A 20,816-nucleotide genomic window follows, 5' to 3' on the forward strand; every position below is an offset into this window, starting at 1 on the left:
CTACGCAATTGAAGAGAACTAATAGCTTTTAACTGATTTAAAGGAGACTACGGTGGCTCTGAACCGCGCAGTGTTGACCATTTGGTACGTCAACTGTGACAACCCTGCCGCTGTCCTAGAGACCGAACCTAAAGCGGACCGCGGATATGGCCGCAAGTACTTGGCGCAGCTCAATCCTCTGTTTCCGGTAACTCCCATTGGTCAGTTTCCACTTAACCGATCGGCGCAGGCCGATGATCATGAGTTCTACATCGGCGGCTACCCAGGTGTCACCGTGGTGCAAACCGTAATCCACGCTGATAAGGATTCCCCGTTGCGCTTGAGTGAGCTCAACCCGAAATTGCGCCAGGCACTTCCGAGTGAAGACGTTTATGCTTGCGCCGTCAATGAAAAGGAAGGCTGGGCCGGATTCGCACACTGGCACCACGGCGAAATCAAGCGCGTCTTTAGCGGAACCCGTTATGAGCTAATGGAAGACTCTGGTCTTCCGCTGACTTTTGAGAACCCCTATTGGGCGGGAGACAAGGCAGAACCACTGGGCGGTATTTCCCTGCCCTTTGAGCCACGAGATTTGATGGAAGAAGCCCAACGCCACTGGTTGGGCGTGAGCATTGATAATGAAGGCCCTGACCTTCATGTGGTGGGCTATGCAGTTGATGGCCGTCCGGAGCCCAAGGTGGATACTGCGCCGCAGGTAAAGTCCGTGAGCCAGTTGACCTCAGATGCAGCATTCAAACTTGGCATGGGTCCCTCGAATGCTGACTATGACGATTATGAGTCGCCGGAGGAAGAACCCACCACTTCAACGAGTGAGAATTTCCAGCGCGTCCTGGAGACCTCCACGGACTTTGCTAAGAAGGCCACCATCCGCGCTGGTTCTTTCCTGCGCAACGCCACGGACAGGGCCCGCGACTATATCGCTGATAGGCGCAACCGCTAGCGCGACTGCTAACGCAGTCGCGAATACTTAGCGAAAGGAACGCTGGCGCTCGTAGAAAGCGATTGCCGCGGCAGTAGCCACGTTGAGCGAATCAGTGCCCGGTGCCATTGGGATTTGGGCACGGACATGCGTTGCGCGCATGGCGTGCTCCGTTAGGCCCGGGCCTTCCGCACCCACCATGAGTGCAATCTTGGCGTGGCCTTCAAGGGCATCAGCAAGATGGACAGCATCCTCGTCGGGGGTCAAAGAAACAAGGTGGAAGCCGGCATCGGCAAGCAATGCGAGTGAGCGCTGCCAGGTGGTAAAACCGCCATCAAAACGCGCAAAGGGCAAACGTAAAGCATGCCCCATGGATACCCGCACACTGCGGCGATAAAGCGGATCGGCGGCACCCGCACCGAGCAGCACCGCGTCTACATCCATGCCGGCTGCATTGCGGAAAAGCGACCCGATGTTCTCATGGTCCCCGACGCCCTCCAACACCACTACTGTCTGCGCGTCCTGGATAACCTCTGCCACCTCAAGGGGCGTGGACCTATCGGCCGCGGCAACCAGCCCGCGGTGCATATCAAAGCCTGCCACCTCAGCCAATGTCTCCCGCGACACTTCATACATGGGACAGCCCGGGTCGCCATAGATGTCCACATAATGCTCCAGCTTGGATGCAAAGCCCACGATGCACCGCACCGGGAAGCGGGAAGCCACCAGGCGAGAGACAACCAAATGGCCTTCAGCAATGACTAAACCCTCGCCGGATTTGTCGGACTTATTCAAGTCACGGACATCATCCAAGCGAGGGTCGTGTGGGTCTGCAATCATCATGCAGACTATTTTATGGCACTAGCCCACCAAGCTCAGCAGTGGCTCCATGGAGAAGAACACCAGGAACAGTGCGGATACCAGCCAGATAATCCAGTGGACCTGCTTTGCCTTACCAGCGAATGCCATCATCACTGCGTAAGCGATGAAGCCAACACCAATGCCGTTAGCAATGGAGTAGGTAAATGGCATGATGACGATGGTCAGGAAGGATGGGATGGCAATTTCCATCTTGCGCCATTCGATGGAGGTCAGCTGGCCAGCCATCATCACACCAACGATGACCAGAACTGGGGATGCTGCCTCAATGGGGACAACCTCATACAAAGGAGTGAGGAACATTGCGGCGAGAAAGAGCACGCCGGTGGTGATGTTGGCCAGGCCGGTCTTTGCGCCGTCACCAACGCCGGCGGAGGAATCCGCGAAGACGGTGTTGGAAGAAACCGAACCCAGGCCGCCGGCAACTGCGCCGAAGCCTTCCAGAACCAGAGCCTTCTTCATATCTGGCAGCACACCATCTTCATCGGCGAGGCCACTGGCCTTACCCAATGCGGTAAAGGTACCCATGGCGTCGAAGAAGTTAGCCAGCAGCAGCGCGAAGACCAGCAAGGTGGTGGCAATGATGCCGATGTTGGCAAAAGCACCAATCAGATCAACCTGGCCGACAATCGACAGGTCAGGCATTCCGCCGAGGGAATCTGGGATACCTGGGGTAGCCATGCCCCAGTCTTCAGAAGGAGCAACAGCCTGCACGATGAGCGCAATAGCCGTGGTTGCGATGATGCCGATGAACAGGCCACCGCGAACGTTGCGCACAACCAGCCCGCCACAGATGATCAGGCCAATGACGAAGATGAATGCTGGCCAGGTTGCAATGGAACCGCCTTGGCCCAGTCCGACTGGAACGGTGGTCATTGCAGCGTCTGGAATGCGGGTGACAAAGCCACCATCAACAAAGCCGATCATGGCGATGAACAGGCCAATACCCACACCGATGGCAGCCTTGAGCGACATTGGAATCGCGTTAAAGACTGCGCTGCGGAAACCGGAGACGGCCAGGATGACAATGATGATGCCCTCGATGACCACCAGGCCCATTGCTTGTGGCCAGGTCAAACCCTCACCAGCAACGAGAGTGACAGCAACAAGCGAGTTGATACCCAATCCGGTCGCGAATGCGAACGGATAGTTGGACAGTACACCGAAGAAAATTGTGACCACGCCGGCTACCAGTGCAGTTGCTGCTGCGACCTGGGGAATGCCAAGGGTGGTTCCGTTGACGTCTTCTACTGTGCCGATAATCAGCGGGTTCAGCAGGATAATGTATGCCATGGCGAAGAACGACACCGTTCCCGCGCGGACTTCAGTTCCAATGCTGGAACCACGTTCTGAAATCTTAAAATATCGGTCAAGTACGTCGTTCACGTATGGCCCCTTATTCATTTTACAAACAGCCCGCGCACCAAATGCCGATGGAATGAGGGTAAAGGCTCGTCATTTTTGCGGTGTGTGCGACTGCGAGGTTGGCCCGGCGTGCTAGCCGCCCTGCCTTTGTGGCAGTTATGGGTAGCAATAATGCTGGATGGACACCTGTTATTTTGGCCCTCCCAGCATAATTTTTGCAATTCGCCAGGCAATTATACGGCTTAAGTATGTTGCAACAGACTTGAATCCACCGCGGTTAGTTGCAACACATGCCAGAAATCAGCGCGACATTTGGCAGGCACTCTTAGAGGTACGGGTCTTCGTCATCGAAAGGCGCCTGCGGTGGCTGCGCTTCCGTATCAACCACGCGGGTGCGCGAGTGCGCGCCGCAGCCATAACGGGAGTGAACCACACGGCCATCCGCGGAATATTCATTGGCGCAGATGCCGAAGCCGCGGCCCCAGGGCATGAAGAAAGCACAGGTGGTGCACTGTAGTGGCGCCTTTTCCGCCATGGCAGAGTTCGGCCCAAAGTCCCCCTTGCGCCAGCGCGCCAGGGCATCATCGAGTCCCTGCGCCGACAAGTCCTCGCCATCCAAGCGTGGGTCATTGGGCTCCGGCGGCATGAGATCGCCCGGGCCCAAATCGCCCGGCTGAATGCGGTCGGACCATGGAATCCACTCCGGGGCTTGCAGCGCTTGGGCGGCAGGAACCAAGGCGAGTTCACTAACGGTCACAGAAGTTTCACCCGGCGGGCAAGCAAGCACGGCATGCCATTCCCAGCCAGAATAGCCGGGGACATCGGCAGCAAAGCGGTGCGTTGCGGTATCAGCACTAGTCATGGCAACGCCAAGGTGCTTTCCTACTTCGCCTTCACCAAATTCCTCCAGCGCCCAACGCGCGCGTTCTACTGCTTGGCGCGCCATCAGCGGTGATTTATTTCCACCATTCCCGCCATCGCGGCGGTTGTTTCGGTTATTACGGTCGCCTCTGGAACGTCCTGCGTTGCGCGTCGATCGCCTGCGATGTGGACGCGACTCAGAGCTTTCACTATATGAAGACACGTTCACATTATTGATCATTTGCTGCACAATAGACACATGCCCTCCCACACCACGCCTGCATTGCTAGCTTTATTGGCCCTTCCGCTGACTCTCATGGGATGTTCAAGCGCAGATTCTGTATCGGATTCCGCAAGTTCCGCCTCCTCTTCTCCTTCCCTTTCTTCTAGTGCTTCTTCTGGTGAGGCGGCGGGAAGCGATGAAGAAGGAAGCACAACAACAGTTGAGCGCTTCGAGGCCAACGTCATTGAGCGGGTGCCTTTCGATGCTTCCTTGTTCACCCAAGGCCTAGAGGTCACACCGAACGGCGAGGTACTGGTGGGCACCGGTCAGTACGGCGAGTCCGGGATTTTTACTCTGCCGGTGGGCAGTGATTCCGCGCAGCAGCACGTCGGTAATGAGGACGATGTTTTCGGCGAAGGTTTAACCCAATATGACAGCGCCGATGGTCCACTGATTTGGCAGCTGTCCTGGGACTCCGGTGAGGCTTACAAGTATGACGCGGAAAGCTACGAGCTGCTTGACACTGTCTCCTACCCCGGTGAAGGCTGGGGCTTGTGCAGCGTGGATGACTCCTCAACGCTTGTCATGTCTGATGGCACCAACGAACTGCGACACTTGGACGGTGAGAGCTTTGAAGAGCAATCGCGTGTGCCTGTCACCCTGGATGGTCAGGCCGTAGACAACATCAATGAGCTGGAATGCGTCGACGTTGAAGTCTTTGCCAACGTCTGGTTTAGCACCGATATCCTGCGCATCGACCCAGCAACCGGTAAGGTCACCGGCATTGTTGACGCTTCCGGCTTGGAAAACAACGCCGAGGAAGACCCGGATCATGTCCTCAACGGCATCGCGCACATTCCAGATACTGACGAGTATTTCCTCACCGGAAAGCGCTGGCCCGATATGTACCGCGTGAGCTTCGACCCGATTTCTTAGCCTGGCCCCACCGCCGGCTTAGAACCCTGGTGTGGCTGCTGTAGAATCACAAGCCATGGCCACTCGCAAGCAGGCAAGAAAGCAAACGCTCATCCAGGTACTGGCACTACTAATCGCCGTAGTCGTCATCGTCGTTGCGGTGGTGCTATTCCAATCGTGGGCGAATAACCGCCCTGGTGCCCATCCGGAAGATATCCGGGTCACCGCATCAGTCGGAGAAGAGTCCATCGAGGTAGCACCCTACCTCGTGTGTATGCCTGGCACAGAGTGCCCGGAGGGTGAAGTACCCAACCTCTATGTTGGCGAAGATGAAACTCTCAACCTGGAGCTGCCCGATGACATCAGCCGCTACCAGTGGCAAGTCTTGAGTATCTATGACAACCCTGCCGCGAATGATGAAACCCTTCACGGCCCTGGAGAGACTAACACCGTTGAAATCCCTGGCTCGGTTGACCCCATCGAAGCATCCGACAGCGAAGACCGCCCGCACTTGATGGTTGTTGAGGTCTCCGCCGTTCTAGTTGGCACCGATGATGAAGGCGAAGAAGCACCGTTTTCTTCCGTGTGGTCAATTTCCACCATGAGCGACGAGGAACTAGCTAATCAGGAATCTCAGTAGAACTCTACTGAACCGAAGTATTGTCACGTTTCCCGCGTTTATCATTGCATCCGACATTTTAAAAGAAGAGCAACAAAACTAAGCTCGAAGTTTGCAGTGTAGATAGAATTATCAGCGTCGAGACTATATAGTGCGCCCTATTGTGGCGTCGAAAAATTCCAGGAATTCCTCCGCGCTGTCCACCACATGCATGCGCAGATTTTCATGAATTTCTTCCCTGTCACCGCGACGAATGCACTCCACCAATGATTCATCTAAAGCACGCGCACGCGAGTCGTTATGGCGCTGTTCCTGCTCAACGGCGAGGACCAGCGTCATCTCCGCTTCGAGCACCGGCCACAGCTTCATCATGAATGTGTTTCCGGAGGCTTCCCAGATCCCTCGATGGAAAGCCATATGCGCTTCGTGCCGCACGATGGGGTCAGGTTTATCCATGCGGGTGAGATACTCCTGCAGCACCGCATCCAGCTGCTCCATGCGTTTGCCACTCTCGTCGCCCAGAATTCCTTCAATGGCGACCATGTCATTGGCCACGCGAACTGTTGCCAATTCACGCACCCGCTCGCGATGAATTTCACTCACGCGGTAGCCACGATATGCCTCTTGAACCAGGTAGCCATGACGTGCCAGCTGGCTCAGCGCTTCTCTCACCGTCGGGCGGCTAATACCCAAACGAGAAGTTACTTCCGCCTCGACAATTCGCGAACCCAACGGAATCTCACCCAAAGCTATGCGCTGCTTGAGGTCATCAATAACGCGTTGACGCCGTTCTGTATTAGTCACCGCGGCCGTCGCCGTGCCACAGTCACCGCCAGCTCCTTCCGAGCGTGCCATCCGCTTCTCCTTCCACTCCATGGGATCCTTAACCATTGTTACACAATCCAAAGCCCCGACAAGGCGGAAATGACGTGTTAGCGTGGCCTCAACTTTGTCTTACAATATGACTATTTACTTCAAAGGATTGGAGCTCATCATGCGCGTATTAGTAGTTGGCGCAAGCGGAACCGTCGGCCAGGCAACCGTCAAGGCATTCACCGACGGGCGACGATGTCGTTTCTGCCTTCCGAAATTCCTCGCCTGGCATTGACATCACCGATGCACAGTCCGTCAAGAACTTCTTTAAGGAAGCCGGCAAATTCGACGCGATTGTCGCCACCTTGGGCTCGGCGCCATTCGTCCATCTTGAATACGCAGACACCGAAGACTTCCAGGCTGGCATTGGCAACAAGCTGCAAGGCCAAATCAACCTGGTTCTACACGGACTTCCCTACCTCAATGATGGCGGTTCATTCACGCTGATTACCGGCATCCTCACCCAGCACCCAGTCAAGAAGTCTGTGGTTGCCTCGACCGTCAACGGCGGGCTTGAAGCCTTTACCTATACTGCCAGCACCGACTTGCCACGCGGAATCCGCATCAATGTTGTCAGCCCAAACGTCGTTCAAGAATCCTTGGACACTTACGGCGCTTTCTTCCCTGGTTCCAACCCTGTCCCTGCACAGCTAGTGGCCAATGCCTTCGTCCGCTCCGCCCACGGCGTTGAGACCGGCCAAGTACTCAAGGTCTGGAAACTAAAAGGAAGAAACCCCACTGACCAAGCAAAGCAAAGGAGACGGTGTTCTAGAGCAATTAGCTCTCTAGAACACCGTCTCTTTTTTATTGACCGCTTAGCTGTCAAGGTCCTTCGCAATAGCGCGGAGGATTTCAGCAACCTGACGTCCAGTCTTGCGCTCTGGGTAACGTCCCTGTGCCAGCACTGGCTGCACCTGGGTCTCCAGAAGCGTCATAACGTCAGAGAGCATGCTTGCAAGCTCATCTGGTTTGCGCGAAGGCTTAGCGCTACGTCGTGGGGTTTCCAGAACCTTGACGCGCAGAGCCTGTGGGCCCCGACGGCCAGCCGCGAAGTCAAACTCAATTCGCTGGCCCTGCACCAGTTCCTTAACACCCTCGGGCAGAATGTTCCGGCCGACATAGACATCTTCATCTCCAGGATTGGAGACGAAGCCAAAACCTTTTTCAGCGTCAAACCACTTAACTTTGCCGATAGGCATGGGGGCTCACCACTTTCGATTAAATAGGGAAAGAAGATATTTTAGCGCGCGCCAGAACTTTTACCCAAGCGGGAACGCTTTTCTAATACATAAAGACAATACGAGAGACCCTTGATCTATCGCTACATCTATGCATGAGGAAAAGTACTGTGCCACTGAGTGTGAAAGGTACGGGCGCGCACAAAGAATCAGAGCTAAAAGTACTCTGATAGCGGCTAGAAACGTAATATTGTTACTTCATGTGACTCATCTCATATCAAATTCTTGGCAATTTGCTGATTGCCGCTGAACAGGAAGAATCTACTAAATCTCAACGTTACCTGTGTAGAAAAAATTCCGAAAAGTAACAAAAGGTTAGATTAACGTGACTGATTCGTTATAAACCGTTACAGTGTTCGGCAGGCGCTTTGATGGCGGCTATCGCAGGGACTCCCGCACATGAGTCCGACCCTGCATTGAAGGTAGCAGCCAAGGATGAGCGCAAAAGACTTTTAAAGATTGAACATCATTAATTTTAACCGGACCAAAATCTTGCGGGTAAGAGAGGAACACTTAAATGGGACGCCACTCCGCTAAGACCAACTCCGTTGGCACGAAGTTCGCAGCAACCACCGTCGCTTTCGGTGCAGCAGCTGCACTGATGGCACCAACCGCAGCAGCAGCTCCGGATTCTGACTGGGACCGCCTCGCACAGTGCGAGTCCGGCGGTAACTGGTCAATCAACACCGGCAACGGCTACCACGGTGGCCTGCAGTTCTCTGCATCCACCTGGCAGGCATTCGGCGGCGGAGAGTTCGCTGCGACCGCAAACCAGGCTTCACGCGAGCAGCAAATTGTTGTTGCAGAGCGCACCCTGGCACAGCAGGGTTGGGGCGCATGGCCAGCTTGCTCCGCAGGCATGGGCCTGAACTCCGCACCTACTGAGCGAACCGCTCCTTCCCAGGAGTCTTCCGCTCCTGCAGTTCCAGCTGACGCTCCTGCAGCGGTTCAGCAGGCTGCACAGAACTCCTCCTCCGATGAGGTAGCTTCTGACGCTGTCTACAGCCTGGTTGTTGACACCTTGTCTAACTACGGTGTGCAGGTTCCTTCTGTAGTCACCGAGGCTTACAAGGCTAACCGCAGCGACTTCAACGCTTTCTACAGCGCTAACCGCGGCACCATCGACCCAATCGTTGCACTCGCTGGCTAATCCAGTACCAACCTAAAGGGTTCAAGAGCCTGTCACCACTTTCGGTGACAGGCTCTTTTCGTAGATGCGTCCAGCACATCGCGCACGTGCATCCGGCACCCCCAGCACAACCAACTGCTGTTTGGTGATCGCGTGACACTCCCGGATCACATATAGCCCCACCACCTCCGCGTGGTGCGGGGATGATGGGGCTAGGTGCAGCCGTTAAAGCAAAAGTGCTTTAGCGGTTGATGCGGGTGTAAGGGTGAACGTAGTTCAGCTTCTCCTGTGGCAATGGAAGCACAGTGTCATCGCCCCATGGGCTGGACGGACCGGTAAACGGTGCAACGATTTCAGTAATTGCGTGATCACGATCGGTAACCGGCCAGTTCGGGGAGACGTGGCCCTTCTTTTCTACATTCGACATAACTCTTATTGTGCCAAACCCAGCGCAAAAACGTAACTCAATGGTGGCTAAACTTGGAAGTTATTATGTCTGCTGCCCAAAAATCCTCCACCAAACCTCGCGATCAGGTCCATGCGTTTAGAAACTGGCTGGCCACGCTAGATAAACCGGACCTTGAGGCGGTCTTGTCCAACCGCCCGGATACCGCAATCCCGGTACCCCCGGACATTAACGCACTAGCTACGCGCATGCTGCTTCCGGGCTCAATCGCAATGGCATTAGCCGGCTGTACTGCAGCCGAGCTCGCCGTTATTGAGGCGCTATCACGAAAGGGAGCGGAGCTCGAGCCGGTGACGGTTTCATCGATCACACACATGCTGCGCTTCGCACCGAAGGAAGCTATCGCTTCACTGCGAGCCAAGGCTTTGATCTTTGATGTCACCAGTACTGAAGCTTCTTCTTCAGCAGAACCGGGTTTTTGCCTGCTCCCCCGTGTGGTCCAGGCGCTGCCTTCAGGGTTGATGTTGTTGGAGCAGCCGGAGGTTAGCACTGAAGAAGTGCGCGCGTTGAGCGCAGATAAGCGCGAGGTGCTTGCCACCATCGCCCGGGCAGGTGGGTCCATTGTCACGGTTGGCGCGAACTCTTCTATCGCCGACTCCGCTGCACTCAAGGAGCTGCTGGCACAGAAGCTTCTGATTGAAGACGGTAGCCACACCATCAAGCTGCCGCGCACCACGTTGCAGGCAATCAAAGGCCAGCAGCCGGTCATCGTGCCGCTGCAAGCACCAGCCGAGCTTCGCTTTGAGGCAGAAGTAGATGCCAGCGGCGCGGCGCAGGATGAAGCAGCTGAGCAGGAAACCAAGGCGGACCAATCCGGTACGGCGGCAGGGTTGGACGTGGTCTACGCAATGGACCGAGTGATTGACGCGCTAGTCCGCAAGCCACAGGCACTGTTGAAGAACAAGTCTTTAGGGATCCGTCAGCTCTCCCAGGTGGCACAAGAGATTAACCGGGAAGAAAAGGAAACCAAGGCGCTGCTGGCGCTAGGTATGTCCGCGCGCCTTTTAGGCCGAGGCGAGCCCGAAGGGCTGGAGGGAAACTTCCTGGCACCCACCTTGCAGGCCATGGAATGGATGGATTCGCCGCTGGATGAGCGTTGGAAGGTGCTTTTGGAAGGCTGGGAGCGCATGGACGCCGCCTACTGGGAATCCCAGCGCGGGCTTGACCCAGAGGTGGAAAACCCGCGGCTTCCGGAGCTGCGCGCGCTTATCGTGCACACGTTCAAGGCTGCGAATGAGCCGCTGGGTAAAGATACCTTCTGGCAAGCCTTTGCCTATCTTCATCCACTGACTATCTTGCACACCAACCGGGATACGCTCACGCACCTATTGCAGGAAGTGCAGTGGATTGGCGCCATCGCGCGCGGGCAAGCAACAGCCGTGGTGCGAGAATCATTCGAGGCCACAGGCAGCTTGTGCCCAGAGCCGATTGAGCAGTTCATCATCCAGGCCGATCACACCGTCATGGCACCCGGCCCGCTCACCCCGGCTGTCCAGCGCGTGTTGTCATCGTTTGCCACGCTGGAGTCCCCGGGCTTGGCCAGCGTGTACCGCTTCGATCACGCGTCCATTCGCCGCGGACTAGACTCAGCGCTCACAGGTGCGGAGATGAAAGACTTTCTTTCCGCACACACGTGGGGGGATGTTCCCCAGGCTATCGCAGTGCTTATCGATGACGTCGCGCGCAGCCACGGCACCCTTCGCTCCTCAGCGGTGCGCTGTTATGTCCGCAGTGATGACTCGACAATGCTCACCCAGGCAGCCGCCACAGTGCCGGAGCTCCGTGCGATTGCGCCGACGGTAGCAGTCTCTTCGTTGCCTTTATCTGAAGTACTTGAGCAGCTGCGCGCGCAGGGCTTTAGCCCAGCGGCAGAAGATGAATCAGGCGTATCCATCGATGTCCGCCCCGAACCCGCTCTGGTACCGGCCTCCAAACCCGCCAAAGCCTCTCGTGCTGGCGCTGCACGCACCACGACACGGACAACAACGGGCGATGACCATGTCGAGCGCGCGGTGGCACACCTTATTTCCAAGTCTCATTCGCAGCCTAAAAAGCTTGCCGTTTCGGCAGAAGATTTCACGGCGGTACTCAGAGCTGCAGCCCGCAGCAGCCACCCGGTGAAAATCACGTATGCCAACAAGCACGGCGAGCCCACCACCGTCGGCGCGACCCCGCTGCGCGTGGACGGCGGCCAGGTAGATGCCCTCGTGGGTACAAACACGGTGCGCTTCCCGCTGCATCGCATCTCAGCAGTGGTGATGGACTAGGAAGAAGCGGGAGCGTCACCTAAACTGGGTGAAATGAATGGTCCGCTGATTGTGCAGTCTGATAAGACAGTCTTACTCGAAGTCGATCATCCCCAGGCGCATGAAGCTCGCGCGGCGCTCGCTCCCTTCGCGGAGCTCGAGCGCGCACCGGAGCATATCCACACTTACCGCATCACGCCGTTGGCGTTGTGGAACGCGAAGGCCGCTGGCCACGACGCGGAGCAGGCCGTGCACGTGCTGGAGACTTTCTCCCGTTTCCCGGTGCCACAAGCATTGCTTGTCGATGTCGCCGAGACCATGTCGCGTTACGGCCGCGTCCGAATCCTCAAGTCCCCGGCGCATGGATTGATTCTGGAATCCACGGAGCAGGCGATCATTGAAGAGCTCGTCCGGCACAAAAAGATTGGCGGGATGCTCGGCGCACGCATTGATGACTTGTCGGTTTCAATCCCGCCGTCAGAGCGCGGGCGAATCAAGCAAGAATTGCTCAAAGTCGGCTGGCCCGCCGAAGACCTCGCCGGCTACGTCGATGGTGAAGCACATCCGATTGCGCTCGATGAGTCCGGCTGGGCACTGCGTGATTATCAGGAATACGCCACCGATTCTTTCTGGGAGGGCGGTTCCGGTGTGGTTGTGCTGCCCTGTGGCGCCGGCAAAACCATCGTCGGTGCAGCTGCAATGGCCAAGGCCAAGGCCACCACGCTCATTCTGGTCACCAACACCGTGGCTGGCCGTCAATGGCGCGATGAGCTGCTGCGCCGCACAACACTGACAGAAAATGAGATCGGCGAATACTCCGGTGAAAAGAAAGAGATCAAGCCGGTCACCATCGCCACCTACCAAGTGGTCACGCGTAAAACCAAGGGCGAATACCGCGCGCTGGAACTCTTCGACTCTCGGGATTGGGGCCTGGTCATCTATGACGAGGTGCATCTTCTGCCCGCACCAGTTTTCCGCATGACCTCTGACCTGCAGTCACGCCGCCGGCTGGGACTCACCGCAACTTTGGTGCGTGAAGATGGCCGCGAGGGCGATGTCTTCTCACTCATCGGTCCGAAGCGCTATGACGCGCCGTGGAAAGAACTGGAGATGTCTGGTTTCATCGCGATTGCCGATTGCGTCGAGGTGCGCGTGGACATGAACGCCGAAGAACGCATGGTCTATGCCACCGCAGAAAACCGCGACCGCTACCGCATCTCAGCAACCGCGGACGCGAAGTTTACAGCCGTGAAAGAAATCATCGGCAGGCATGCTGGCCAGCAGATGCTGATCATCGGCGGCTACGTCGAGCAACTAGAAGACATCGCAAAGCGGCTTGATGCTCCCCTCATCCACGGCAAAACCTCCAATGCCCAACGTGAGAAGCTCTTCGAAGCCTTCCGCCAAGGCGACATCCAAGTACTGGTGGTCTCCAAGGTGGCTAACTTCTCCATTGACCTACCGGAAGCTGCCGTGGCAATCCAGCTATCGGGAACCTTTGGCTCCCGCCAAGAAGAGGCTCAACGCCTTGGCCGACTGCTTCGGCCAAAGGCTGATGGAGGCGAAGCAACGTTTTACACCTTGGTCACTCGCGATAGTATTGATGCAACTTATGCTTTGCACCGGCAACGTTTCTTGGCCGAGCAAGGCTATGCCTACCGGTTGTTAGATGCCAGCGACCTCTAGGCCCCACTGCCGCTAGATTCCTAATCCTGATACGTAGAATTGAGACTTAATGAAGATTTTTAAGTTTGAGGTCGACGAAGCTTTTGCAAAAAAGCACAATGAGCTACTGAAGGATTCGGGACGTCTGCGGCTGTCCGGCCTGATTATGGGTCTGCTTCTGGTTATTGCCGGCGTGGCGACGTACATGTTTATTGATGACACATGGCGTATCACCGTCGGGCTCGGCCTCGGGCTCTTCGGCATCATGTGCGCCATCGTTGGCGTTGTTGCCGCACGCAAGGTGGGCACGGCACAGGAGCTCTATGACCGCTACCCACTGGCTCCAGGCGTGATTGTGGAAGTCAATGAGCGCGACATGGTACTGATGGCTTTGGTTAACACCAATGTTGACCCGAAGAGCCCGCCGCGCTGGGCGGCAACGCTGCGCACCGTCACCGCCATCCCTGGGATTACCACCCGCACCGTGGGCACTACGGTTCCGGTGGCTGCGGTGTCTGGCCAGGTTAACTCGAATGAACGTGAGCACTGGCAGCAGATTACTCCCATGCCGATTGCCTGGGGCACCCCGGATCAAGAAGTCGTTGACATCGCGCGCAAGTCGGTTCCGCAGGAGCAGTGGCAGATGCTGGAACGCGCCCGCAAACGCCTGACCGATGTTAAGGCAACTAAGTTCGACCTCTTGGTACTCTAAGGCGCATGACAGTACGCAGGTTGCAGCCTTTTGGCGAGACTATCTTCGCCACCATGTCCGCTGCGGCGGCCAAGCACAACGCCATCAACCTCGGTCAGGGTTTTCCTGACACCGATGGCCCGCCGCGCATGTTGGAGATTGCGCAGCGCGAAATTGCACGCGGCAACAACCAGTACGCGCCCGGCAAGGGCGTGGAAGTGCTGCGCTCGGCCGTGGCTGATTCCCGCGGGGTTGGCACCGAGGAAGTTCTGATTACCGTCGGCGCGACGGAAGCTATTTCCGCGACCGTCTTGGGCCTTGTTGAGCCCGGTTCTGAGGTCATTGTCTTTGACCCGTATTATGACGCCTACGCCGCCGCCATTGCGCTGGCCGGCGCACAGCGCGTCTCCGTCCCGCTGCGTCAGGTCGACCGTACCTGGGATTTAAACACGGCTGCGTTTGCCGCAGCCATTACGGATAGAACCTCCATGGTTATTATCAACTCCCCGCATAACCCCACCGGTTCGGTGTTTTCTCGCGCGGCATTGGAGGAGTTCGCGCGCATTTGCGTCGCACACGATCTCACGGTGCTTTCTGATGAAGTCTATGAGCACCTCATCTTCGAAGGCAACCAGCACACCCGCATCAATGAGCTGCCCGGCATGAAGTCCCGCACAGTGACGAGCTCCTCTGCCGCGAAGTCTTACAACGCCACCGGCTGGAAGACCGGCTGGGCTATTGCGGAGCCAGCGCTTCTCGATGGAGTCATCAAGGCCAAACAATTTATGACCTATGTTGGCGCCACCCCGTTTCAGCCAGCGGTCGCGCACGCAATTCACAATGAACGCGCCTGGCTGCGCCGCATGGTGGATAGCCTCGCGGTGGGCAAGAATATTCTTGCCGATGGCCTCCGCAACGCCGGCCTCAAAGTGTACGACACCGCCGGCACCTACTTCATCGTCGCCGATGTCTCCCCTCTCGGTTTCGACGACGGCACCGACTATTGCATGGGTCTGCCAGAACTCCAGGGTGTTGCTGCTATCCCGCTGGCGGGATTTAGCGACCACAAGGAGACCTGGAAGCCACTTGTCCGCTTCGCTTTCTGCAAACGGCACGACGTCCTGCGCGAGGCCTCCGAACGCCTGGCCCAAACACCCCTGTTCCGCCTCTAGCGCTCCTGCTAGGCTAAGACCACTAGCGGTCACAATACCTACGGGGAAATCATGAATTTTAGCATTAAGCGAACAGCCCGCAATCTAATGGGGCTCGCCGTCGTTGCCATCATTGCCTATATCGTGGCCGTCGCCGTACCCATCCCGGGCTTAGTCATCGGCGCCTCTATTTTCGTAGGCGGCACAGCGGCGATCTACGTCAGCCTGTTCCTCGCTCACCTCAACCAAACGAAGCGCTGGAACATCCTCGCCTTCATCATCTTCCTCGCCGGACTGACCACTTTCCTGCTGGTATTCGGCACCCTAAACTTCGCTGGCAACCTCATCCTGCGCTAGCACTAGCCCCCTGCGAGACTATTTGATGTAGTTGAAGCCAAAAACTCGTAGCATACCTAGCGGCAAACTGGCATCAGTCGGGAATCTAATATGTTCGGGTTCGGCAGAAATAGTGATTCTTTCACCGATATGCTGCGACCAATCATAGCTCTCGTCCTGAAGGAAGAAGCCCGGCAGGTTAACCTCGCCGATAAACGCACTACGAGTGTGAGGACCAACAGTTTGGGCCGTTATATTCATTGGCGAATCAAGGACCATTACCAAGTGTTCCTCATCAAGTGGTTCACTATTGGGCATCCCACCACCGTCCATAAGTTCCAGCGCAGTCTCCTTTTCAACCACACCAGTGAATTGGTAAGTCCCCCAATCTTCAGACTCTGATGCGGCTGTAGATTCAACAGGCTCAGCGTTGCTACTAGACGAAGTACCAGCGCCCTCCCACTCATCGAGGCCAGAAGGCTCTTCAGTATCGAACCACTCGATATCGTGATGATCCGAAGGCGGAGAAGCTAGCTTAAAGAAGGATGGCTCCTCGACACGTAACAATTGCCCGTCTGTAAAGTCAAAGAGAGTACTCTGGCCGTCTTCGGACAAAGAATGATGGTCAATCTGGTACAGACCAGACCCGGAGATGGAGCCCTTGACCCGCAGCCTGAGACCTCCACCGCCGGGAGCACCATCAATCAAAACCCCGTCAGCATGGACCAAGCTTTCATCTTCAATAGTGAAGACACTAATCGGTGAAGATTCACGAGCATGAACCATCAGCAAAAGCTCCGGATGGTCATCTCCCGTTGCTTCAATTAGAGCGTAGGAGTAGTTTCCCCGAGCCACAAAATCTGCATCACCTTTAACTGGAAAGGACTCAGGACTTTCAATAACGCGGCGATACAGATCCAACGACAACGCATCAGAATCCTCAGTCGTGGACGTCTCAGTAGTCGTCTCCCCCGCAGTGGACGTAATTGTAATCGTTGTGACAGAAGGAGAAGCTCCTTCATCCGTTTCCGCATCTGACGTACCGCAAGAAGCAAGAGCGAAAACCAAGGAGACGACTGCTAATGAGGCAATACCTCTATGAGACAGACCCAAACGTCGGGAACGGCGGGATGGATTTAGGGAATACCCAGTCATTTGCAACTTTCTTGTAGGGCACAGGGAATATCGCAAAGCCAATGTTGCTATCAAGCTAAATCTAGCAGTAACCAGCTATAACGTCATCCAATTCAACGATGATAAAGCCAATTTGGGGAGCATTCCCCGTAGCTCTTACAAGAGAGAAAGTAGTAAAACGACAAGAAGAGGGTTAGAACCGTGTTTCTCGGTTCTAACCCTCTTCTTGTATATGTAGTTGTTTTTTGTTTTTGTGTCGGCGGTAACTTACTCTCCCACACCCTCCCGGGTGCAGTACCATCAGCGCGGGCAGGCTTAGCTTCCGGGTTCGGAATGGATATCCGGGCGTTTCCCTGCCGCTATGGCCACCGACAAATCATCGGAACAATCAGTGTTCTGATGCTATGGGTGTTGTGTCAGATACTGCATAGTGGACGCGTTGCACGACAAAGACCTAGTAGTCTTTATGTGTTCTTATTTTTTTGAGTATTTTCTCGTTACGATTGCGATACCAAACCAGCCACAGTGTGACTTATGTGTTTGGTGTGTTTGTTTGTTGGTGTATTAGTACCAGTAGCCTTAGCATTTTACAATGCGTACAGGTCTGGCCTATCAACCCTATAGTCTGTAGGGAACCTCAACAGAAACCTCATCTTAAAACAGGCTTCCCGCTTAGATGCTTTCAGCGGTTATCCCTTCCGTACGTAGCCAACCAGCAATGCTCCTGGCGGAACAACTGGCACACCAGAGGTACGTCCGTCCCGGTCCTCTCGTACTAGGGACAGCCTTCTTCAAGTTTCAACGCGCGCGGCGGATAGAGACCGAACTGTCTCACGACGTTCTGAACCCAGCTCGCGTGCCGCTTTAATGGGCGAACAGCCCAACCCTTGGGACCTACTCCAGCCCCAGGATGCGACGAGCCGACATCGAGGTGCCAAACCATCCCGTCGATATGGACTCTTGGGGAAGATCAGCCTGTTATCCCCGGGGTACCTTTTATCCGTTGAGCGACACCACTTCCACAAGTAGGTGCCGGATCACTAGTCCCGACTTTCGTCCCTGCTCGACCTGTCAGTCTCACAGTCAAGCTCCCTTGTGCACTTACACTCACCACCTGATTGCCAACCAGGCTGAGGGAACCTTTGGGCGCCTCCGTTACATTTTAGGAGGCAACCGCCCCAGTTAAACTACCCACCAGGCACTGTCCCCAACCCAGATCATGGGCCAAGGTTCAGGTATCCAATCCGATCAGAGTGGTATTTCAACAACGACTCCACCACAACTAGCGTTGCAGCTTCACAGTCTCCCACCTATCCTACACAAACCGAACCGAACACCAATACCAAGCTATAGTGAAGGTCCCGGGGTCTTTTCGTCCTGCCGCGCGTAACGAGCATCTTTACTCGTAGTGCAATTTCACCGGGCCTGTGGTTGAGACAGCAGAGAAGTCGTTACGCCATTCGTGCAGGTCGGAACTTACCCGACAAGGAATTTCGCTACCTTAGGATGGTTATAGTTACCACCGCCGTTTACTGGGGCTTAAATTCTCAGCTTCGAAACCCGAAAGTCTCTAACCGGTCCTCTTAACCTTCCAGCACCGGGCAGGCGTCAGTCCATATACCTCAACTTAACGTCTTCGCATGGACCTGTGTTTTTGATAAACAGTCGCTTCCCTCTATTCTCTGCGACCCACCCAAGCTCACATAGCAAGTATGCTCACTTAGGTAGGTCCCCCTTCTTCCGAAGTTACGGGGGCATTTTGCCGAATTCCTTAACCACAGTTCACCCGAACGCCTTAGTATTTTCAACCTGACTACCTGTGTCGGTTTAGGGTACGGGCCATATACACACATCGCTAGAGGCTTTTCTCGACAGTACAGGATCACCAACTTCACCAATAAAGGCTACGCATCACGCCTAAACCATTATGAGCGACGGATTTACCTATCACTCGGCTTGCACGCTTACACCAACAATCCAATAAGTGGCATGGCTACCTCCCTGTGTCACCCCATCGCTTGGACCACATCTCAGGCCCCACGCACGCACACACACCAACAATCCCGAAGGATAAAAGGCACATGCTTGTGGGTGGTTAGTATCAATGCTTTACCACGGGCGCGCATATACGGGTACCAGAATATCAACTGGTTGTCCATCGACTACGCCTGTCGGCCTCGCCTTAGGTCCCGACTCACCCTGGGAAGACGAACTTGACCCAGGAACCCTTAGTCATCCGGCGGAACAGATTCTCACTGTTCAATTCGTTACTCATGCCTGCATTCTCACTCGCACACAGTCCACGCCTCCTCACGGTAACGCTTCAACCCATGCACGACGCTCCCCTACCCAAATAACATAATTATTTGCCGCGGCTTCGGCGGTGTGCTTGAGCCCCACTACATTGTCGGCGCAAAACCACTCGACCAGTGAGCTATTACGCACTCTTTCAAGGATGGCTGCTTCTAAGCCAACCTCCTGGCTGTCTTCGCGATCTTACATCCTTTTCCACTTAGCACACCCTTAGGGGCCTTAACCGGCGATCTGGGCTGTTTCCCTCTCGACTATGAAGCTTATCCCCCACAGTCTCACTGCCGTAGAACACATTGATGGCATTCGGAGTTTGGCTGATGTTGCTAAGATGATAGTCCCGCTCAACCAACCAGTAGCTCTACCTCCACCAAGCTACTACGACGCTGCACCTAAATGCATTTCGGGGAGAACCAGCTATCACGGAGTTTGATTGGCCTTTCACCCCTACCCACAACTCATCCCCGCAGTTTTCAACCTACGTGGGTTCGCGCCTCCACGACGTCTTACCATCGCTTCACACTGGCCATGGGTAGATCACCCCGCTTCGGGTCCAGAACATGCCACTGAAACACCCTAGTTAGGATTCGGTTTCCCTACGGCTACCCCACACGGGTTAACCTCGCGACATGCCGCTGACTCGCAGGCTCATTCTTCAAAAGGCACGCCATCACCCAACAAAAGAGGCTCTGACGGATTGTAGACACATGGTTTCAGGAACTATTTCACTCCCCTCCCGGGGTACTTTTCACCATTCCCTCACGGTACTCATACACTATCGGTCACACTGAGTATTTAGGCTTACCGGGTGGTCCCGGCAGATTCACAGCAGATTCCACGAGCCCGCTGCTACTCGGGCACCACAACACACACAACACATTGTCTTCACCTACAGGGCTCTCACCTTCTACGGCCGGGCATTCCAACCCACTTCACCTAACAACACACTGCGCGCTTTGTACTGGTAGATACAAAAAATCATGGCCCCACAACACCGCATGCACAACCCCTACCAGGTATCACATACACACGGTTTAGCCTCATCCACGTTCGCTCGCCGCTACTAGCAGAATCATTATTATTTTCTCCTCCTGCAGGTACTAAGATGTTTCACTTCCCCACGTATAACCCCCACACCAGCTATGAATTCACTAGCGGGTACCTACCCATAACGATAGGTGGGTTTCCCCATTCGGACATCCTCGGATCAACGCTCAATTGACAACTCCCCGAGGCTTAACGCAGCCTTACACGTCCTTCATCGGCCCAGCATACCAAGGCATCCACCATGCGCCCTTAAATAACGAACACACACCCCACAACCAACAACCACCACAAGATGACCACCAGAAATGGGGGTGAACAACCGTAACTAAAAAATACTAAACACACACCACCACCAACACTCGAAAGCATCAGCAATGGCATGTCGTTCTCACAAAAAAAATAAGAAATTACACACACCACACAAACCAACGCTTGCGTGGTGGATGCTCGCGTCCACTATACAGTTCTCACACAACACCCCACACCACCATCAACAACCACAACCTAAAAGTTCGTGTGTGTCTCAAATCTGATGTGAGCACCAGGACCAACCCACAAAAAATGGATTGTTGTCCCAGACACCCAACAGTGTGCCAACGCAATAACCTAGAAAAAGATTGCCTGTATATGTGCTTAAAAAGATTCTGTTACCGATCTCTTCGACCGGCGGTGTGTTTCCACTCCGATTCAACATGGTGGCATGACCACACTCGGGTCATCAACCACCAACCCAACAAACCTCAAGAAAC

16 protein-coding genes, 2 rRNA genes and 1 pseudogene are annotated in these 20,816 nt (G+C 55.3%); 10 read left to right on the plus strand and 9 right to left on the minus strand.

The genetic code is table 11. From position 1 onward, the window contains the following. Positions 1-52: 52 nt before the first annotated feature. Positions 53-940 carry a DUF6928 family protein gene (locus tag CCASEI_RS10235; RefSeq protein ID WP_006822949.1) on the plus strand — a complete coding sequence of 296 codons (888 nt, stop codon included), beginning with the start codon at positions 53-55 and terminating at the stop codon, positions 938-940. Positions 941-967: 27 nt separating this feature from the next. Here CCASEI_RS10235 and CCASEI_RS10240 read toward each other — a convergent pair whose 3' ends face one another. From CCASEI_RS10240 to CCASEI_RS10250, 3 genes are all read right to left on the minus strand, one after another. Further along, positions 968-1,762 (minus strand): TrmH family RNA methyltransferase, encoded by a 795-nt coding sequence (locus CCASEI_RS10240; protein WP_006822948.1) that lies wholly within the window; start codon positions 1,760-1,762, stop codon positions 968-970. A gap of 18 nt (positions 1,763-1,780) precedes the next feature. Continuing rightward, positions 1,781-3,184 carry an NCS2 family permease gene (locus CCASEI_RS10245; protein WP_006822947.1) on the minus strand — a complete coding sequence of 468 codons (1,404 nt, stop codon included), beginning with the start codon at positions 3,182-3,184 and terminating at the stop codon, positions 1,781-1,783. Between the two features lie 304 nt (positions 3,185-3,488). After that, entirely contained in the window at positions 3,489-4,109 is a 621-nt protein-coding gene (locus CCASEI_RS10250; RefSeq protein WP_025387929.1) for a DUF3027 domain-containing protein, read from the minus strand. Positions 4,110-4,283: 174 nt separating this feature from the next. Here CCASEI_RS10250 and CCASEI_RS10255 point away from each other — a divergent pair, with 174 nt between their 5' ends. Continuing rightward, the gene (locus tag CCASEI_RS10255) at positions 4,284-5,183 is read left to right on the plus strand and encodes a glutaminyl-peptide cyclotransferase (protein WP_025387930.1); all 900 of its coding nucleotides are present in this window, start codon (positions 4,284-4,286) and stop codon (positions 5,181-5,183) included. Positions 5,184-5,238: 55 nt separating this feature from the next. Beyond that, the gene (locus CCASEI_RS10260; RefSeq protein WP_025387931.1) at positions 5,239-5,802 is read left to right on the plus strand and encodes a DUF2771 domain-containing protein; all 564 of its coding nucleotides are present in this window, start codon (positions 5,239-5,241) and stop codon (positions 5,800-5,802) included. Positions 5,803-5,925: 123 nt separating this feature from the next. On the opposite strand, the gene CCASEI_RS10265 is transcribed toward CCASEI_RS10260, so the two are convergent. After that, positions 5,926-6,636 (minus strand): GntR family transcriptional regulator, encoded by a 711-nt coding sequence (locus tag CCASEI_RS10265; protein ID WP_225868397.1) that lies wholly within the window; start codon positions 6,634-6,636, stop codon positions 5,926-5,928. A 155-nt stretch (positions 6,637-6,791) separates the two neighbouring features. Here CCASEI_RS10265 and CCASEI_RS15715 point away from each other — a divergent pair. Further along, positions 6,792-7,310, plus strand: a pseudogene (locus CCASEI_RS15715) (short chain dehydrogenase); the annotation flags it as partial. Positions 7,311-7,469: 159 nt separating this feature from the next. Here the strand turns inward: CCASEI_RS15715 and CCASEI_RS15075 are convergent. Beyond that, positions 7,470-7,853, minus strand: a complete 384-nt coding sequence (locus CCASEI_RS15075; protein WP_006822942.1) for a cold-shock protein — start codon at positions 7,851-7,853, stop codon at positions 7,470-7,472. Positions 7,854-8,409: 556 nt separating this feature from the next. Between CCASEI_RS15075 and CCASEI_RS10275 the strand changes: the two genes are divergently transcribed. Next, positions 8,410-9,042, plus strand: coding sequence for a resuscitation-promoting factor Rpf1 domain-containing protein (locus CCASEI_RS10275; RefSeq protein WP_025387933.1), 633 nt, complete (start codon positions 8,410-8,412; stop codon positions 9,040-9,042). A gap of 220 nt (positions 9,043-9,262) precedes the next feature. Here the strand turns inward: CCASEI_RS10275 and CCASEI_RS10280 are convergent, their stop codons facing one another. Next, on the minus strand, positions 9,263-9,448 hold the full coding sequence (locus tag CCASEI_RS10280; protein ID WP_006822938.1) for a hypothetical protein: 186 nt from the start codon (positions 9,446-9,448) through the stop codon (positions 9,263-9,265). Between the two features lie 65 nt (positions 9,449-9,513). On the opposite strand from CCASEI_RS10280, the gene CCASEI_RS10285 reads away from it, so the two are divergent. Genes CCASEI_RS10285 through CCASEI_RS10305 form a run of 5 tightly spaced genes read left to right on the plus strand, consistent with a single transcriptional unit; the run spans position 9,514 to position 15,597 of the window. Next, positions 9,514-11,754 (plus strand): helicase-associated domain-containing protein, encoded by a 2,241-nt coding sequence (locus CCASEI_RS10285; RefSeq protein WP_006822937.1) that lies wholly within the window; start codon positions 9,514-9,516, stop codon positions 11,752-11,754. A gap of 33 nt (positions 11,755-11,787) precedes the next feature. Next, positions 11,788-13,419: a DNA repair helicase XPB gene (locus CCASEI_RS10290; RefSeq protein WP_038574660.1), complete on the plus strand. Its 1,632-nt coding sequence runs from the start codon at positions 11,788-11,790 to the stop codon at positions 13,417-13,419. Between the two features lie 49 nt (positions 13,420-13,468). Further along, positions 13,469-14,110, plus strand: a complete 642-nt coding sequence (locus CCASEI_RS10295) for a DUF3239 domain-containing protein (protein ID WP_025387935.1) — start codon at positions 13,469-13,471, stop codon at positions 14,108-14,110. Positions 14,111-14,115: 5 nt separating this feature from the next. Then, the gene (locus CCASEI_RS10300; RefSeq protein WP_006822934.1) at positions 14,116-15,261 is read left to right on the plus strand and encodes a pyridoxal phosphate-dependent aminotransferase; all 1,146 of its coding nucleotides are present in this window, start codon (positions 14,116-14,118) and stop codon (positions 15,259-15,261) included. 51 nt (positions 15,262-15,312) lie between these two features. Then, a complete protein-coding gene (locus tag CCASEI_RS10305) occupies positions 15,313-15,597 on the plus strand; it encodes a hypothetical protein (protein ID WP_139017187.1) in 285 nt (94 codons plus the stop codon). Between the two features lie 18 nt (positions 15,598-15,615). Here the strand turns inward: CCASEI_RS10305 and CCASEI_RS10310 are convergent, their stop codons facing one another. From CCASEI_RS10310 to CCASEI_RS10320, 3 genes are all read right to left on the minus strand, one after another. Then, positions 15,616-16,731, minus strand: coding sequence for a hypothetical protein (locus tag CCASEI_RS10310; protein WP_006822932.1), 1,116 nt, complete (start codon positions 16,729-16,731; stop codon positions 15,616-15,618). Positions 16,732-16,964: 233 nt separating this feature from the next. Continuing rightward, a 5S ribosomal RNA gene (rrf, locus tag CCASEI_RS10315) occupies positions 16,965-17,083 on the minus strand. Positions 17,084-17,253: 170 nt separating this feature from the next. Continuing rightward, a 23S ribosomal RNA gene (locus CCASEI_RS10320) occupies positions 17,254-20,331 on the minus strand. Positions 20,332-20,816 lie beyond the last annotated feature (485 nt).

Origin of the sequence: Corynebacterium casei LMG S-19264 (genome assembly GCF_000550785.1) — a bacterium.
Classification (GTDB): Bacteria; Actinomycetota; Actinomycetes; order Mycobacteriales; family Mycobacteriaceae; genus Corynebacterium; species Corynebacterium casei.

What these genes read in the sequence shown, in the direction of transcription:
- CCASEI_RS10280 (WP_006822938.1), bottom strand. Translation starts at nt 9,448, where the DNA reads ATGTCGAATGTAGAAAAGAAGGGCCACGTCTCCCCGAACTGGCCGGTT.
- CCASEI_RS10295 (WP_025387935.1), top strand. Translation starts at nt 13,469, where the DNA reads ATGAAGATTTTTAAGTTTGAGGTCGACGAAGCTTTTGCAAAAAAGCAC.
- CCASEI_RS10290 (WP_038574660.1), top strand. Translation starts at nt 11,788, where the DNA reads ATGAATGGTCCGCTGATTGTGCAGTCTGATAAGACAGTCTTACTCGAA.
- CCASEI_RS10255 (WP_025387930.1), top strand. Translation starts at nt 4,284, where the DNA reads ATGCCCTCCCACACCACGCCTGCATTGCTAGCTTTATTGGCCCTTCCG.
- CCASEI_RS10285 (WP_006822937.1), top strand. Translation starts at nt 9,514, where the DNA reads ATGTCTGCTGCCCAAAAATCCTCCACCAAACCTCGCGATCAGGTCCAT.
- CCASEI_RS10240 (WP_006822948.1), bottom strand. Translation starts at nt 1,762, where the DNA reads ATGATGATTGCAGACCCACACGACCCTCGCTTGGATGATGTCCGTGAC.
- CCASEI_RS10260 (WP_025387931.1), top strand. Translation starts at nt 5,239, where the DNA reads ATGGCCACTCGCAAGCAGGCAAGAAAGCAAACGCTCATCCAGGTACTG.
- CCASEI_RS10310 (WP_006822932.1), bottom strand. Translation starts at nt 16,731, where the DNA reads ATGACTGGGTATTCCCTAAATCCATCCCGCCGTTCCCGACGTTTGGGT.
- CCASEI_RS10250 (WP_025387929.1), bottom strand. Translation starts at nt 4,109, where the DNA reads ATGGCGCGCCAAGCAGTAGAACGCGCGCGTTGGGCGCTGGAGGAATTT.
- CCASEI_RS10275 (WP_025387933.1), top strand. Translation starts at nt 8,410, where the DNA reads ATGGGACGCCACTCCGCTAAGACCAACTCCGTTGGCACGAAGTTCGCA.
- CCASEI_RS15075 (WP_006822942.1), bottom strand. Translation starts at nt 7,853, where the DNA reads ATGCCTATCGGCAAAGTTAAGTGGTTTGACGCTGAAAAAGGTTTTGGC.
- CCASEI_RS10305 (WP_139017187.1), top strand. Translation starts at nt 15,313, where the DNA reads ATGAATTTTAGCATTAAGCGAACAGCCCGCAATCTAATGGGGCTCGCC.
- CCASEI_RS10265 (WP_225868397.1), bottom strand. Translation starts at nt 6,636, where the DNA reads ATGGCACGCTCGGAAGGAGCTGGCGGTGACTGTGGCACGGCGACGGCC.
- CCASEI_RS10300 (WP_006822934.1), top strand. Translation starts at nt 14,116, where the DNA reads ATGACAGTACGCAGGTTGCAGCCTTTTGGCGAGACTATCTTCGCCACC.